Genomic DNA, 13,167 nt, shown 5'->3' with positions numbered 1-13,167 from the left:
GTGGTGGAAACAATCACGGACGGCGCATGCCACGCTCAGCCCGCTTTGCCAGACTACGCAGATGCGAGACCTGGCGCTCCTTCCGAAGGCCCACCTACACCTCCATTTCACGGGATCCATGCGAGTCGGGACACTCACCGACCTGGCGGCGAAGTACCGGGTCAAGCTCCCGGCAGCGCTGACCGACGGCGACCCGCTGCAGCTCCCGGCGACCGAGCGCGGCTGGTTCCGTTTCCAGCGTCTTTACGACGCCGCACGCAAGTGCGTCCGCTCCGAGGACGACATGCGCCGCATCGTCGACGAGGCCGCCGCCGACGACGCCGCCGAGGGCTCGGGGCGGCTGGAGATCCAGGTGGATCCGACGTCGTACGCCCCGTTCACCGGCGGGATCACGCCCGCCGTGGAGGTCGTCATCGACGCCGCACGCCGCGCGAGCGCCGACCACGGCATCGAGGTCGCGGTGATCGTGGCCGCCTCGCGCATGAAGCACCCGCTCGACGCCCGGACGCTCGCCCGGCTGGCCGCGCGCTACGCGGGTGACGGCGTCGGCGACGTCGTCGGCTTCGGGCTGTCCAACGACGAGCGCCGCGGGAACACGAGCGGATTCGCCCGCGCCTTCGAGATCGCCCGCCGGGCCGGCCTCGCGGCGGTGCCGCACGGCGGCGAGCTGCTCGGCCCCGACCACATCGCCGTGGTGCTGCGCGACCTGGAACCCGACCGCCTCGGGCACGGCGTGCGGGCCGCCGAGAGCGACCGGCTGCTCGAGAAGATCGTGGACCGCGAGGTCGCCCTGGAGGTGTGTCCTGCCTCCAACGTGAGCCTCGGCGTCTATCACGAGGCCGCGGAGGTCCCGCTGCGCCGGCTGGCCGACGCCGGAGCCCGGATCGCGCTCGGCGCCGACGACCCGCTGCTCTTCGGTTCCCGCCTGCTGGCTCAGTACGAGACCGCCCGGGACATGCACGGGTTCTCGGACGCGGAGCTGGCCGAGCTGGCGCGGTCGTCGATCCGGGCGAGCCGCGCGTCGTCGTCCACGAAGAAGCGACTGCTTGACGGCGTGGACACCTGGCTGGCCACTCCTGACCCCGGAATCGCCGCAGGTCACGGTAGATTTGGCAGGAATCAGGACGAGCCGGTCACGGTTGTGTGACGATCTCTTGGGACAACGAATGTCGGTACTGGCGCGTCAGCTCTCAGTGACGGACACTCGCGACGAGTGCCGAGGCACTTCACGGGGTCGCGCCGGCGCGACCCCTTAGGCGGCAGGCGCCCCGATCGGGCGGCCTCATGAGGGGAACGACATGTCCAGGACAGACGGCGGGACCTCCGCCCGACGCGCGGTAGCACTGCTCACGGCCTTGCTGCTGAGCGGCACGGTGGTGGCCGGATGCTCCGCCGACGGCGGATCGGAGGCCGACGCGACGGCGTCGTCGCCCGCGAGCTCGCCCACGGCCTCGCCGTCGCCGAGCGGGACGGACGACGGGACCGAGGATCCGGGCCCCTCACCCTCCGAGGAGCCGAGCGGGGCCGGGGAGTCCGAGGAGCCGGACGACGAGGGTTCCGACGGTCCGTCCGGTGACGCGGACGACGCCGACGACGCCGACGACGACGCGAGCGGGGACGACGACGGCGAGCGCGGCGACCGCGACCGTGACGACGGCAGGGACGACGAGGCCGACGACGGCGACGCGGACGGCGACCCGGAGGAGACGACGGACGAGGAGCCCGAGCTTCCCGCGTACATCGCGTTCGGCGAGGACAGCGAGCGCGTCGCGGACGTGCAGCAGCGGCTGCAGGATCTCGGCTACTACATCACGGCGGTCGACGGCGTCTACGGCGGCGAGACGCAGCAGGCCCTGTGGGCGCTGCAGAAGGCGGGCGGCCTGTACCGGGACGGCGTCGTCGGCCCGAACACGCAGCGTGCGCTCGACAACGGGGTGGTGCCGCAGCCGCGAAGCTCCTCGGGCAAGGTCATCGAGATCGACATCGCCCGGCAGCTCGTGCTGGCGGTGGAGAACGGCCGGGTCGTCAGGACCATCAACGCGGCCTCGGGCAACGGGGAGCGGTTCGAGGCGCGGGGCAGGACCTACACGGCGTCCACGCCGCGGGGCGACTTCGCCGTGTACAACCAGATCGACGGGATGCACTCCTCGACGCTCGAGCTGGGCGACATGTGGCGGCCCAAGTACTTCAACGGCGCGATCGCGGTGCACGGGTCGGGGTCCGTGCCGCCGTTCCCGGCGTCGCACGGCTGTGTGCGCGTGTCGAACGCCGCGATGAACTGGATCTGGGACGCCTGGGGGGCGCCTCCGGGGACGCGGGTGCTCGTGTACTGACAACGCGCAGGGAACTCCTGCGCGGGCGTCCTGTCAGAGCGCCACGCCCACCAGGACCGGCTCCGGGACCAGGGTGATGTCGAAGTGGTCCCGGACACCGTCGCGGACCGCCCGGGCCAGCGCGATGAGGTCCTCGGCGCGGGCGCTGCCCCGGTTGGTGAGCGCCAGGGTGTGCTTCGTGGACAGCCGTGCCGGGCTGTGCTCGCCGGACAGCCCGAACCCGGGCTCGAAGCCGGCGTGCTGGATGAGCCAGGCGGCGGACGTTTTCACGACGGCCGGGTCGACGGCTGTCTCCCGCCCCGCCTCGGTGGTCTCCCGGACCGGGAAGCGCGGCGCCGACGCGGGCAACCGCTCCGCGAGGTCGATCGGCACGATCGGGTTCGTGAAGAACGACCCGGCGCTCCACCGGTCGTGGTCCGGTGCGTCCGGCTGATCCAGCACCATCCCCTTGCTGCCGCGTAGCGCCAGCACCGCCTCGCGCACGTCCTGGGTAGGCATCCGGTCACCCTGCGCGGCGCCGAGCCGGGCCGCGAGCTGACCGTAGGCGATCGGGGCCGACAGCGTGCCGAGCCGCATCTGGAACGTGACGTCCAGGACGATGTAGCGCGGTGTCGGGTACCAGGGCGCCAGCGGGTCGCCCGCGCCCTCCTGGCGGCCGGCGGCATGCATGGAACGCTTGAGGGTCGACGTGCGGTACCCGAACCCGAGCTCGCTGTTCGCGAGCGTGCGCACCCGGGACTGCGCGCGGTCCCACACGCGGATGCTGGCCAGCGTCGACGCGACCTCCTGGCCGTACGCGCCGATGTTCTGCACGGGCGCGGCCCCGACGGTCCCCGGGATACCGGACAGCGCCTCCACCCCGTACCAGCCGGAGTCGACCGCTTCCCGGACGAGCTCGTCCCAGCTCTGCCCGGCGGGAGCGGAGACCACGGCGCCGCCGCACGCGTCCGTGGACACGACGTCCAGGCCGGTGCGCACATCGCGGACCACCACCCCGTCGAAGCCCTCGTCTGCGACGAGCAGGTTCGAACCGCCGCCGACGACCAGGAGCGGGGTTCCGGTCTCGTCCGCCGTGCGCACGGCGTCGAGGAACTCCTGCTCGGTCGTGGCCTCCACGTAGGAGGCGACTGGCCCGCCGACCCTCAGCGTCGTGAGGTCGGCGAGACTCGGGACGACGGCGCTGTGTGGAAGCACGTCCTGGTCTGCGGTCACCATGCAAGCCTATCTACACGCGCGCCGGAGATTGTGCACATCTTCGACATGCCGCGGGTGAAGTCCGTCGATCTTGTGGGAACCATTCGGACGTCTCGTGCGTGTCCCCGGGGTGGTCCATGCTGGTTCCGGGAGGTGACCATGCGACGAGTCGCTCGCACGCTGTTCACGCTCGCCGTCTTCGCGGTCCTCGCGGCGCTGCTGATCGTCGTCGGACTGCCCCAGCTGCGGCAGGTCCTCGACCTCGAGCAGCAGGCCTCGATGGAGCCGTTCGTCTGGCGTCCCGACGGGGCCGAGGCACCCGCGCTCCGGCCGCGCATCGACGGCGTCCCGATCCCGCCCGTTCCCGAGGACGCACGGTCCGAGCGCATCCTGCCCGCCGTCGACCCGGGCCCGGGCGGGACCCACGCCTTCGAGCACATGGCCGACGACGACACCCCGGTGCGCCACGACCCGTGCCGCCCGCTGCACTACGTGGTGCGCACGGACGACATGCCCGCGTCCGTGCTGGTCGAGATCCGCGACGCCGTCGAACGGGTGGAGGAGGCTACCGGCCTGCAGTTCGAGGAGGACGGCGCCACGCAGGAGGCGCCGGGCGCGCAACGGAGGCCGATCCAGCCGGACAGGTACGGCGACCGCTGGGCCCCGCTCCTGATCGCGTGGGCGGGAGCCGACGAGGTGGCCGCCCTCGACGGCGACGTGGCCGGGCTCGGCGGGGCGACGATGGTGACCATCGACGGCGCGTCCCGGCTGGTCACTGGCGCGGTCACGCTGAACGAGGACGTGCTCGACCGCTGGCTGCACCTGCCCGGCGGGCGGGACTACATCGAGACGGTGACGGTGCACGAGCTGGGCCACGCGCTCGGGCTGGGCCACGTCGACGATCCGACGCAGGTCATGTACCCGGAGGGGTCGCTCGACGTGCGGGAGCTCGGCGACGGTGACCGGGAGGGACTGGCCCTCGCCGGCCGCGGGGAGTGCCACACGGACACGTGAGCGACGGGGCGGCGCGACCGGGAGGCCGGTCGGACGCCTCAGCCCGGCCCGCCGGTGGTCTCAGAGCTCCGGCACCGGGCCCGTCGTCGTCCCCTCCTGGAACGTCGTCGTCAGCACGACGTCGTCCGGGTCGTCGCCGGTCAGCACCGCCGCCACGGCGGCACCGAGAGCCCGGCCCTTCTCGACGAGCGGCTGGCTGACGGAGGTCAGCACGTCCGGCGACAGCCACGGCAGGTCCAGTCCGTCGAACCCGACCACCGACACGTCCTCCGGGACGCGCAGCCCCAGCTCCCGCGCGGCGATCACCGCGCCGGCGGCCAGCAGGTCGGAGTGCGCCACGATCGCCGTCGGGCGGTCGTTGGCCGGCGCCCACTCCCCCAGGATCTCCGTGGCCGCGTCGCGGCCGTGCTCCACGAGCGACGCCGGAGTCTCCCAGGACATCACCGGCTCGATCACGTCGCGCACGCCCGCCAGCCGGTTGCGGGTCGGGGTCCGGTCCGCCTGCTCGAGGCGCTCGGCGTCGACCGGCCCGGACCGCTCGCCGCGGCCGAACGGCATGGTGATCTCCGCGATCCGGGTGTGGCCCAGGTCCACCAGGTGCCGCACCACCTCCGCCGTGCCGGAGCGGTCGTCGATCGCCACGACCGGCACGTCGTCGACCTTCGCGCCCTCGCCGATCACGATCGGCACGCCACGCCGCTGCAGTGCGGCGATGTTCGGGTCGTCCGTGAGCGCGCCCCAGACGAGCACGGCGACGTCCATCGCGGCCGTCTCCACCAGCGGGTCGACGGCGGCCGTGCTCTCCGGTGCGTCCCCGAGCCCGCCCACGGCCGGCGCCTTGGCGCCCTGCGGCTGGCCGGGGATCAGCAGCACGCCCATGCCCTGTTCCCCGATCGACGAGACCAGGCCGTGCATCACCTGCACCGCCACCGGGTCGCGGAACGACCGCCCGAGCTGGTCGCCGATGACCACGCCCACGATCCCCGAGCGCCCCTGGCGCAGCTGGCGGCCCAGCGGGTTGGGCCCCGAGTAGTCGAGTTCCTTCGCCGCGGCCAGGACACGGTCCCGGGTCTGCGGCGTGATCGGACCTGAGCCGGAGAACGCGAGCGACGCCGTGGACACCGACACACCCGCACGCTCGGCGACCTTCGCCAGTGTCGGCTTGCTGCCGGACTGCCGGCTCATGAACAACTCCCTCACGCGTGGAAATAGGTTCTCGGACCGTATCGTTTCGCGGGAGAATATCCTGTGCCCTACCTCAACGCAGCGTCCCGCGCCGTCTTCGTCGTATTCGCCGCCAGCGGTTTCGCCTTCGCGAGCTGGGCGGCCCGCCTGCCCGCCGTCCGCGACCTCCTCGACCTGTCCGAGTACCAGATGGGTCTGCTCCTGCTGACGGCGGCCATCGGGTCCGTCGCCGCGATCCCCCTGTCCGGTCTCATCGTCCAGCGGATCGGCACCGCGCGCACGGTGCTCGTCTTCGCCGTGGTGATGACGTCGGGGATCGCGCTGGCCGCGTTCGGCGCGTTCTGGGACCAGGAGCTCGTCGTCCGCGCCGGGATGGTCCTCGGGGGCGTCGGCGCCGGGGTGTGGGACGCGGCGATGAACCTCGAGGGCGCGGCCGTCGAGAAGCAGCTCGGCCGGTCGATCATGCCGCACTACCACGCCGGGTTCTCCTTCGGCACCGTGCTCGGCGCGGGGGCCGGCGCGGGTGTCGCGTTCCTCGGGGTGCCGCTGCAGTGGCACCTGGTCGGAAGTGGTGCGGCGGCGCTGGTGTCCGTCGTCGTCTCCGTGCGGTACTTCCTGCCCGAGTCCGCCGTGCGTGCCGCCGGTACCGACGTGCCGGGCGGCGCCACGGCGGACGGCGCGGACATGTACGCGGACCCCGCCTCCAGCACGCCGTCGGACGCCACGAGCACCGGGCTGCGCGGGATGCTGGGGGCCTGGCGCGAGCCGCGCACCATCGCCGTCGGGCTCGTCGTGCTGGCCGCGGCGCTGACGGAGGGCGTCGCGAACGACTGGGTCGGGCTCGCCGTGGTGGACGGGTTCGGGGTCTCCAACGGCGTCGGCGCGGTGGGGCTGGCCGTGTTCCTCGTCTTCATGACGCTGATGCGGCTGGCGGGGACGCGCGCGATCGACCGGTTCGGGCGGGTGCCGATGCTGCGCGTGACGATGCTGCTGGCGATCGCCGGCGTGGCGATCTTCGCGCTGGTGCCGTGGCTGTGGCTCGCGCTGGTGGGCGTCGCGATGTGGGGCATGGGCGCCGCGCTCGGCTTCCCGATGGGGATGTCGGCGTCGTCGGACGACCCGGAGCGCGCGCCGATGCGGCTGGCCGCGGTGTCGACGATCGGCTACGGGGCGTTCTTCATCGGCCCGCCGCTGATCGGCTTCCTGGCCGACCACACGGGCTACCGCCTGGCGGTCCTGGTGCTCGCGGTCCCGACGATCCTCGGCCTGGCAGTCTCGGCGGCGATCCGGGAGCCGGCCACTGCGAGGCCCGCGGCGTAGGAGGCCGCGGCAAGGTGTCGAGTGGCCGTCCGTTGTCGAGCGGTCGGCGGGTTGTCGTGAAGTCGGTCGGTCGGGGGACCGACCTCACGACAACCCGCCGACCTCACCCACCCCGCGGCGGGGCGGACTCACCAGTTCGGGGTGGCTCCCGGGATGTTCGGCGGGAGCTTCACCTTGCGGGGGTGGAGGACGTACGTGAGGCCGTCGGTGGAGGTCTGCCAGACGCGCTCGAAGTTCTCGCGGGTGTAGACACTCCGCACCTGGTCGTTCGTGTCCTTGTTCGGGTCGTTGAGCACCGGGTCGCCGTCCTCGGTGAAGCCGACGATCGTCAGCAGGTGCCCGTTCGTCCCGTACCCCGCCTCCGGCATCTCCTCCTCGGCGAAGTTGACCGAGACCACCAGCGGGATCCCCGCCGCGACGAACCTCTCGGCCTCGGCCAGCGAGCGCAGCCGTGTCACGAACGACTCCAGCCCGAACCGGTGCGCGTACGCCGTGTTGAACGGCCAGTTCCCCGCGCCCTCGTAGGCGTGGTCCCAGGTGTTGATCGCCGCGTAGGCGACCTGCGGGTCGCCGGCGGGCGCGTGGATGTCCTCGAGCAGTTCCTCGGGGACCTCGTGCTTCGGCCCGTAGGAGTACACGACCATCGTGGTCGACGTCGGCGAGCACCACACCTGGCCGCCCCCGCCGAACTCCGGGTACTCGCCGATGTGCGTGAGCTGGCTGTATCCGGGCACGTCGAGCTCGACGGCGCGGTCCAGCGTGAACTCGCTGGTGCCCGCGTAGCGGCCGTCGGGCAGGTACTCGTTGGTCATGGTCGACACCGACGAGAGCCGCGGCGTCACCCGGGATCCCACGGGCCGGTACAGCGTGACGCGGGTCTGGAACGCGGTGGGCTCGCGGCCGGTCCTCGCCACGTACGTGTCGGTGAAGAGGTAGGCGTCGTCGTCGTGCTGGCCGTCGACCGAGGTGCGGTGGATGTCGCCGACGGCGCCGTCCCGGGGCGTGTGGTCGTCGCCGCTCGCCCAGCGGCCCATGACGAACCACTTGGTCCACTCGCCGTCGTCCTTGCGGCCCCGGAACTCGACCTCGACCCAGGTGCCGGTCGGGGTGGTGGCGTTCCACGACGTCACCGACTCGTCGACGGCGTATCCCGGCTCCACGACCGGCGATGTCCAGGTGCCCGTCTCGTACTCGACCGGGACGCCGTCCCCGTGCGGGTCGGTGTACTCGCGCGTCGGTCCGGCGCCGCGGATCGTGAGCGCGCCGCCCTTGCCGGGCCGGAGGTTCTCGCGTGTGCCCTCGGCGAGTCCCCGTGCCCCGGACCAGTGGGTCGTGGTGATCCGGTCGCCGTCGTCGTCGCCGTCGCCCGGGTCGTCGCCGGCGGGCTCGTGCAGTTCGACGTCGTCGGCGTTCACGAAGAAGTGCCGGTGCGCCAGCCAGACCTGGTAGTAGCGCGACTCACCGAGCACGTCGGTGCGGTCGTCCGGGCCCGTGCCGTCGAAGGTCGCGGCCCGGTAGTAGTCGGTGACGACGTCGTCGTCGGAGACCGCGTACCGCTGGCCGACGCCGATCTCGTACTCCAGGTCGCCGATCGTCTGGACCGGGATGTCCGGGTACGGGGCGTACGCCTCCGGCTCGGGGTAGGCGCGGCCGTAGACGGGAGCAGGTTCGTCGCCCGCGACCGTGATGGTCTGTGCCGTCGTCGGCACCACGACGGGGCGCGACGCCGGGTTGTGCAGCCACGCCTTGGCTCCGGCCCACCAGACGCCGAGCCATTCGCCGTCGACCTCGTCCACCACCAGCTTGTGGCCGGACTGCACCCGGGCGCTGATGTCGCTCGCGTAGGTGCTGCCGTCCGAGCCGTCCGGCTTCCAGCCCGGGTCGCGGGCCAGCGGCGCGTCCGACGACGGCTCCTGGTGCAGGTACAGGAAGTTCGTCCCGGCGCCGTCCGCGCACGGCCCGCTGCCCGGTGACGCCTGGTCGCAGCCGGTGACCTCCTGCGGGTTGTCGGCGTAGCCGGTCCGCACCTCGACGACGTCGCCCGGTGAGACGTCCGTCGTCGCCGGCCGGTCGCCGCCGATCGGCGCGCCGAGCAGTTCGAAGTAGTGGTCCCAGTCCCAGTACGGGCCGGGGTCCCAGTGCACGTTCCGGGTGTAGCCCTCGAGGATGCCCGGGATCTGGTCGTGGCCGATGACGTGCGCCCGGTCGAGCGGGATGTCGTACCGCTCCGCCAGGTACCTCACCAGGTCCGCCGACGACCGGTACATCGCCTCGGTGTACCAGCCCGCGGTCCCCGCGAAGCCCTCGTGCTCGATCCCGATCGAATGCATGTTCATGTACCAGTTGCCCGCGTGCCAGCCGACGTCCTCGTTGTCGACATGGTGCGCGACGTGCCCGTCCTCGGAGCGGATCGTGTAGTGCCAGCCCAGGTACTCCGGGTCGAGCACCAGGTTCACGGAGCTCTGGTAGGAGCCCTCGGTGTCGTGGATGACGATGTAGTCCAGGCTCGGACCGCCCGCGCCGGTGCGGTCGGCCTGGTCGTGGTTGCCGTAGTCCGTGGTGTCGCCGGGGGCGTCGGGATCGTGCTTCTCGTACGGTGCGGGCAGCCACTCGCAGTCGACGGTGTCGGGGCAGTCCGGCTCGACGGCGGTCGTGGGCGCGCCGGCGGCGGCCGGCTCCCGGGCTGCCGGATCGCCGGTTGCCGGCTTCCCGGCCGCGGGCTTCCCGGACGCCGGCTTCCCGGACGCTGCGGCTTCTTCCTGTCCGGGGACGACGACGGACGGGTCGCCCTCCAGGATCACCGTGTCCCCGTCCGGAGTGACCTCGCCCGCGCCGGTGCGGAGCACTTCGTAGACCTGGTCGGTGAAGGTTTCGGAGTCGTTCATGCGCGAGACGGCGACCTCCCACTCGACGATGTCGGTGGCAGCCGCTGGCCGCTCGACCGTTCGGTGTGCCTCGTCCACCGGGCGAGGCATCGACTCAGGAGCGGCGACGCCGTCGTCGACCGCCTGGATCTGGTACGACGCGAGCAGCGCCGCACCGGCGCACAGGTTGATACGCGGGTCCTTCTTGACCTCCGCGACCGGGACACCGGCCAGCGAGGCGGCCCGCGCCAGTTCGCTGCCGAGTCCGGACCCTGCTTCGCTGCCGAGAGCGCTGTCGGGGGCGCGGAGGGCGCCCGCCTTCGCGGCGGCGTCGTGGCCGGTGGCGTTGCCGATGACGCGGTGGCCGGTGGCGTGACCGGTGGCGTCATGCCCGGCGGCGTTGCCAGCGGCGTCGCTACTAGTGGCGTGGTCGTTTCCGGGGAGGCCGTCGCGGGCGGCGGCGATGTGGGAGGCGGCGGAATGGCTCATGCCGGAGAGGCCCGCGAGGGAGTGGCGCGCGGGGTAGCCGGTGGCGTCGAGGTTGAAGAGGCCGTACCCGCCCTCGACACTCGGGCGGCCGCCGTGCTGATCCCAGCGGGATTCCAGGTAGGAGACGGCCTTGAGCAGCTGGGACGGAACGCCTGTGGACCTGGCGGCGTCGTCGAACGCCTCGTCGAGCGAGCCTGCGGCGACGACGGGCGCGCAGGCGGCTTCGCCGTCGCCGGCTTCTGGTTCCAGGGCGGCCGCCACGGTCAGCGGGGCCGCGGTACTCGCGAGGGCGGCGGCAACGACCAGCGCGGTGGTGCGTCGTCGGACGTGTCTCACGGAAGGTTCCTCTCGTTAGCCGGACAGTACGGACAAGTCCGAGCATCAGATCGCGAGACGAATCTATCCGGAAGGGGGAGAACGAACCATGCGGCAAGGCGACGAGGTAGGCAGCAGACGGGACGAACGCAACAGCTGATCGGGACGCGCATGAGTGATCGGCAACGTGAGGATCACGCGGGTAGGCGATGCGGTCGGCAACCTGTCGTGTGGTCGGGGGTTTCCCGTGTGGTCGGTCAAGTGATTGACCGACCACACGGGAAACCCCCGACCACACGGCAGCACGGCAGCACGGCAGCACGGCAGCACGGCAGCACGGCAGCACGGCAGCACGGCAGCACGGACAATGGACGAGCAGCACCCACCCGCGCGATCCACGTTGCCGATCGCTCACGGGCGGAACGATCACGGTCTCGGATCGTCCTGCCGGTCATTCGGAGGCCGACCGGGCGCGCCACGGTTCAGGGCGTCGCCGGCGGTTCCCGAGGGATGGCCGCAGAGCGTGGGAGTTGGCTCAGGGCTCGAGGCGGACGACGGCCTGGGTCTTCATGAGAACCTTGGCGCCCTCGAAGGTGACGGTCAGGTCGACGCGGGCCGTGCCGGCATCCGTATCGATGGCACCGATCTTGCCGCTGACCTCGACCGTCGCAACGCCGTCGGCGGGCACGGGGACGGGGCGCGAGAAGCGGGTCGCGTAGTCGACGACGGCGCCGGGGTCGCCCGCCCACTCGGTGACGAGGCCGACGACGCTGCCCATCGTCAGCATGCCGTGGGCGATGACGCCGGGGAGCCCGACCGCCTCGGCGAAGGCCTGGTCCCAGTGGATGCGGTTGAAGTCGCCGCTCGCACCGGCGTAGCGCACCAGGCGCGCCCGGTCGAACTCGATCGTGCGGGTGCCGATCGCGTCCCCGACGGCGAGGCCGGTGAGCGTGGGCCGGGTGCCGGCGGGCTGGGTCTCCGGGCGGCCGGTCTGTGTCGTCATGCGTCCTCCCCGCGGACCGCGAGCGTCGAGATCACCGTGGCGACCGGCGTACCGGGGTCGCTCTTCGCCTCGGTGGGGGTCGCGAAGATCTCGCAGCGGGTCGTGACCATCGAGAGCGGACCGCGGCTGATCACCGAGTCGACGTGCAGGACCGTCACGAGCTCGTCGCCGGCGACGATCGGACGGTGGTGCGTGAAGCGCTCGTCGGCGTGCACCACGCGGGAGAAGTCGATCCCGGCTTCCGGGTCGGAGACGTACTGCCCCTCTGCGCGCTGTGCGATCACCACCGCGAAGGTCGGCGGCGCGACGAGGTCCGGATAGCCCAGACCCCGCGCCGCCACGAGATCGTGGTGCGCGGGGTCGGTGGCACCGACGGCGTCGGCGAACTCACGGACCTTCTCGCGTCCTACGGAGTAGGGAGCAGTGGCCGGGTACTCACGGCCCTGGAAGTCGGCGTTCGCCACGTGACAGCTCCGTCGGTGGAATCCTGCTGCGTGGGTTTCAGCGAGTCTCGCGGTGCGACGTGTGCTTGCCGCAACGCGGGCAGAACTTCGCCATCTCGAGCCGGTCCGGGTTGTTCCGGCGGTTCTTCTTCGTGATGTAGTTCCGCTCCTTGCAGTCCACGCAGGCCATCGTGATCTTGGGGCGGACGTCAGCGCTCTTGCTGGCCATGGCTCTCACCTCTCGCGCCTCGAGGGAGGCGCCATGTGTGCGGATGATGTCTTACGGATTCCGCCCGACGACCGGCGCCGGACGGAGGCGGTAGCGAGGGCGGGGATCGAACCCGCGACCTCACGATTATGAGTCGTGCGCTCTAACCATCTGAGCTACCCCGCCGCACGTGACCGAACGCGAGGCCACCCCTCCGTATTCCGGTGGGCGACCCCGCGCCGATGCACAGAGCCCCGAAAGGGAATCGAACCCTTGACCTTCTCCTTACCATGGAGACGCTCTGCCGACTGAGCTATCGGGGCAGCGAGGAAGACTCTACATGCCCTCGGGCCTGGTGTGAAATCGAATCGGATGTGATCTGAACCGCTCCGCCGACCCCACCCGGAAGGGCCCGGGCGAAGCCCCAGGGACGGGGCACAGGGACCACACCGGCACTCACCTGCCCACCCGCAAGTGCCTGGAAGCAGCGGCGCCAAGCGGGGCGGCGCCGCGAGGCCGGCGATCCACCCCACGCAACCCCGGCGGGGCAAGGGGCGAAGCCCCACAGGGGGGTCCGGGGGCGTGCCCCCGGGCGGGGTGTGGGGGGGCTGCGCCCCCCACAAGAAATGACGAAGGCGGCGCGACTCTCCCGTGGAGAGCACACGCCGCCTGCTGTCGAGTGGCGGGTGAGGGATTCGAACCCCCGTAGGCTGTGCCAGCTGATTTACAGTCAGCCCCCTTTGGCCGCTCGGGTAACCCGCCGTGGTGCGGGAGCAACACTAACCTGATCCGGGCCCGC

10 protein-coding genes and 3 tRNA genes are annotated in these 13,167 nt (G+C 71.9%); 4 read left to right on the top strand and 9 right to left on the bottom strand.

What is annotated here, in order from left to right; genetic code table 11:
- The first annotated feature begins 61 nt into the window (after positions 1-61).
- Together ACYVK5_RS03710 and ACYVK5_RS03705 are read left to right on the top strand one after the other, a co-directional pair.
- Positions 62-1,147 (top strand): adenosine deaminase, encoded by a 1,086-nt coding sequence (locus ACYVK5_RS03710; protein ID WP_460701943.1) that lies wholly within the window; start codon positions 62-64, stop codon positions 1,145-1,147.
- Between the two features lie 151 nt (positions 1,148-1,298).
- On the top strand, positions 1,299-2,333 hold the full coding sequence (locus ACYVK5_RS03705; RefSeq protein WP_460701941.1) for a L,D-transpeptidase family protein: 1,035 nt from the start codon (positions 1,299-1,301) through the stop codon (positions 2,331-2,333).
- A gap of 33 nt (positions 2,334-2,366) precedes the next feature.
- On the opposite strand, the gene ACYVK5_RS03700 is transcribed toward ACYVK5_RS03705, so the two are convergent.
- Positions 2,367-3,545 carry a UDP-N-acetylmuramate dehydrogenase gene (locus ACYVK5_RS03700; protein ID WP_460701939.1) on the bottom strand — a complete coding sequence of 393 codons (1,179 nt, stop codon included), beginning with the start codon at positions 3,543-3,545 and terminating at the stop codon, positions 2,367-2,369.
- A 141-nt stretch (positions 3,546-3,686) separates the two neighbouring features.
- Between ACYVK5_RS03700 and ACYVK5_RS03695 the strand changes: the two genes are divergently transcribed.
- On the top strand, positions 3,687-4,541 hold the full coding sequence (locus ACYVK5_RS03695; protein WP_460701937.1) for a matrixin family metalloprotease: 855 nt from the start codon (positions 3,687-3,689) through the stop codon (positions 4,539-4,541).
- A 60-nt stretch (positions 4,542-4,601) separates the two neighbouring features.
- On the opposite strand, the gene ACYVK5_RS03690 is transcribed toward ACYVK5_RS03695, so the two are convergent.
- The gene (locus ACYVK5_RS03690) at positions 4,602-5,726 is read right to left on the bottom strand and encodes a LacI family DNA-binding transcriptional regulator (RefSeq protein ID WP_460701935.1); all 1,125 of its coding nucleotides are present in this window, start codon (positions 5,724-5,726) and stop codon (positions 4,602-4,604) included.
- Positions 5,727-5,789: 63 nt separating this feature from the next.
- Here ACYVK5_RS03690 and ACYVK5_RS03685 point away from each other — a divergent pair, with 63 nt between their 5' ends.
- Complete coding sequence (locus tag ACYVK5_RS03685; protein WP_460701933.1) at positions 5,790-7,046, top strand: MFS transporter; 1,257 nt, start codon at positions 5,790-5,792, stop codon at positions 7,044-7,046.
- 128 nt (positions 7,047-7,174) lie between these two features.
- Here the strand turns inward: ACYVK5_RS03685 and ACYVK5_RS03680 are convergent, their stop codons facing one another.
- The 7 genes from ACYVK5_RS03680 to ACYVK5_RS03650 all read right to left on the bottom strand — a co-directional run bounded on the left by ACYVK5_RS03680 (position 7,175) and on the right by ACYVK5_RS03650 (position 13,130).
- Positions 7,175-10,735, bottom strand: coding sequence for an N-acetylmuramoyl-L-alanine amidase (locus ACYVK5_RS03680; protein ID WP_460701931.1), 3,561 nt, complete (start codon positions 10,733-10,735; stop codon positions 7,175-7,177).
- A gap of 514 nt (positions 10,736-11,249) precedes the next feature.
- Positions 11,250-11,717, bottom strand: a complete 468-nt coding sequence (locus tag ACYVK5_RS03675; protein WP_460701929.1) for a MaoC/PaaZ C-terminal domain-containing protein — start codon at positions 11,715-11,717, stop codon at positions 11,250-11,252.
- Entirely contained in the window at positions 11,714-12,181 is a 468-nt protein-coding gene (locus tag ACYVK5_RS03670) for an FAS1-like dehydratase domain-containing protein (protein WP_460701928.1), read from the bottom strand. Before ACYVK5_RS03670 ends, ACYVK5_RS03675 begins: the two co-directional genes overlap by 4 nt.
- Before the next feature lie 37 nt (positions 12,182-12,218).
- Positions 12,219-12,389, bottom strand: coding sequence for a 50S ribosomal protein L33 (gene rpmG, locus ACYVK5_RS03665; protein WP_123815762.1), 171 nt, complete (start codon positions 12,387-12,389; stop codon positions 12,219-12,221).
- A 91-nt stretch (positions 12,390-12,480) separates the two neighbouring features.
- Positions 12,481-12,554, bottom strand: a tRNA-Met gene (locus ACYVK5_RS03660).
- A gap of 64 nt (positions 12,555-12,618) precedes the next feature.
- Positions 12,619-12,691, bottom strand: a tRNA-Thr gene (locus ACYVK5_RS03655).
- A 357-nt stretch (positions 12,692-13,048) separates the two neighbouring features.
- Positions 13,049-13,130 (bottom strand) — tRNA-Tyr (locus tag ACYVK5_RS03650).
- Positions 13,131-13,167: the final 37 nt, after the last annotated feature.

Source organism: Myceligenerans halotolerans (genome assembly GCF_054782975.1).
This window is presented reverse-complemented; position numbering and strand designations above follow the sequence as displayed.

What these genes read in the sequence shown, in the direction of transcription:
- ACYVK5_RS03710 (WP_460701943.1), top strand. Translation starts at nt 62, where the DNA reads ATGCGAGACCTGGCGCTCCTTCCGAAGGCCCACCTACACCTCCATTTC.
- ACYVK5_RS03705 (WP_460701941.1), top strand. Translation starts at nt 1,299, where the DNA reads ATGTCCAGGACAGACGGCGGGACCTCCGCCCGACGCGCGGTAGCACTG.
- ACYVK5_RS03695 (WP_460701937.1), top strand. Translation starts at nt 3,687, where the DNA reads ATGCGACGAGTCGCTCGCACGCTGTTCACGCTCGCCGTCTTCGCGGTC.
- ACYVK5_RS03690 (WP_460701935.1), bottom strand. Translation starts at nt 5,726, where the DNA reads ATGAGCCGGCAGTCCGGCAGCAAGCCGACACTGGCGAAGGTCGCCGAG.
- ACYVK5_RS03675 (WP_460701929.1), bottom strand. Translation starts at nt 11,717, where the DNA reads ATGACGACACAGACCGGCCGCCCGGAGACCCAGCCCGCCGGCACCCGG.
- rpmG (WP_123815762.1), bottom strand. Translation starts at nt 12,389, where the DNA reads ATGGCCAGCAAGAGCGCTGACGTCCGCCCCAAGATCACGATGGCCTGC.